This window comes from Microbacterium sp. (genome assembly GCF_003248605.1).
In the GTDB taxonomy this organism is placed as follows: Bacteria; Actinomycetota; Actinomycetes; order Actinomycetales; family Microbacteriaceae; genus Microbacterium.
In genome coordinates this window covers 1-1887 of record NZ_QFPF01000178.1, presented here as the reverse complement: position 1 = coordinate 1887, position 1887 = coordinate 1, and the positions used below count along the sequence as shown (strand labels likewise).

The 1887-nt window shown below is 66.8% G+C and carries 2 protein-coding genes; one reads left to right on the top strand and one right to left on the bottom strand.

The features are described from left to right. The coding region (gene rpsJ, locus DI573_RS14700; RefSeq protein ID WP_292815899.1) for a 30S ribosomal protein S10 at positions 1 to 215 on the bottom strand (215 nt) is incomplete at its 3' end. 597 nt (positions 216 to 812) lie between these two features. On the opposite strand from rpsJ, the gene DI573_RS14695 reads away from it, so the two are divergent. Next, positions 813 to 1887 (top strand): hypothetical protein (locus DI573_RS14695; RefSeq protein ID WP_292815896.1); only part of this gene is annotated, 1075 nt, incomplete at its 3' end.

Genomic DNA, 1887 nt, shown 5'->3' with positions numbered 1-1887 from the left:
CGCTTGTGGGTGCGCATCTCGAAGTGCTCGCGGCTGTCCTTGTACTTGTGGGGCGACCGGATGACGCACACGACGTTCTTCTCGGTCGGAAGGGGCACGGGGCCCACGACGGTCGCGCCCGCACGGGTCACGGTGTCGACGATCTTGCGCGCCGACGTGTCGATGACCTCGTGGTCATACGACTTCAGGCGAATGCGGATCTTCTGTCCCGCCATTGTCTGCTCACTCTCTTTCTGCGTCATACCTCTTCGGGCATCGGACGCACGGCGGCGCAGTTCTCCTGCGCCGGGCACATCTCCCGCTCTCGCGGGTTCTGCTGCACCACTGTTCTGATGTCACGCCGCATGCCGGAGCATCCGGTTTCCGTCGCCCTCGCACGCGTGCGAGCCTCCCGCGAGGGAAGTGCGTCGGATTGTGGTGTTCTGCTGCCTGCGGCCTAGGCTCTGCGCTGACGCGGCCTATGCACTGCCCTGGCAGTGATCCGGCACGCGCAGTACAGGCACGCCGGAATGTGGAACCTGAATAGTCTACGTGCAGCCCGGGCGTGTCGCAAATCGCGTCGCCCTGTCGGAGTGTCGCGCATCGGGTGCGCAGCACCACACCACGATCGATTCGGGCACCGCCTGGAACCCTCGAGCCTTGCGCGTGCGCCCAGCCGAAACCCTTCCGATACGTGACCCTTGTAGCATGTGCCCATGCGGGGGGCATCTGGGGACATGGACGACCGAACGAGCGACACGGCCGAGAGGGCGAGGTCCCGACGGCCGAAGCCGCCTCGATGGCTCCTCCCCGTCGCTGCCACCGTGGCCGGAGTGGCGCTCGTCGCCGCCGGGATCTGGACGCTCTCACCTCTGGCGGTGCGCGCCCAGTCGGATCCGGCGCCGACCGTCACGTCGATCGTGCCCATGATCACCTCGACCGTGCCCGCCGGAACATCGGCCGTGCTCGCCGGTCCCGGTATCGATCCCACCGGCCAGACCGTCTCCACCGACGGCGTCCGCGCGTTCATCGCCAGCCTGCCGGCAGAGGGTGTGCGGGCGATCGAGGTGCCGGCCGGCAGCGTCATCCAGTTGGACGGGACGATCGAGATCCCGGGCGACACGGTCCTGCGCGGCGGCGGCGAGCTGCGCTTCACGGCCGGTATCGAGAACGCGGCCGCCCTCAGCGTCATCGGAGACAACGTCGAGATCTCCGGGGTGACCCTGACGAACCCGAACGAACTCGGCACCGCCGAAGGCGACCGCAACTACGGCATCGAGATCAAGGCGTCCGATGTGCGGGTCCTCGGCAACCACATCGAGCTCTTCCAGAACGGCATCGCGGTGCGATACGGCGGCGAGTTCCACGACATCGTCATCGCCAACAACAGGGTCAAGGACGTCATCGGCGTCGGTGGTGGCCCGACGTCCCCCGAGAACCTCGGTGAAGACCGCGGTGACGGGATCGTCGTCTGGGGGGCTCAGGCGACGATCACGGGCAATATCGTCAACGCCAAAGAGGGCACCGATGCCCGGGTGGGCATCCACACCGAGAGCATCACCCTCGGCAACGAGGTCGATGCCCCGCACTCCGCATCGATGGTGACGATCTCGGGCAACGTCGTCTACGGGACCTTCCGCCGCTCGATCGTCAGCGAGAACGTCGCCCACACCACGATCACCGGAAACACGGTCGCGGACGCGACCTGGTGGAGCATCGCGGTGATCCTCCAGTCCCACGACAGCGTCGTCAGCGGCAACACCGTCCTCTACACCCGCACGGCGGACGACAACCAGGGGCAGAATTACGATCCGCGACGCGCTCCGATCATGATCTACGGCGGTGTGGAGCGCGCACAGGTCACCGACAACTCGCTCGTGGTCAAACCCGGTGCTTCGGCACGCGCCT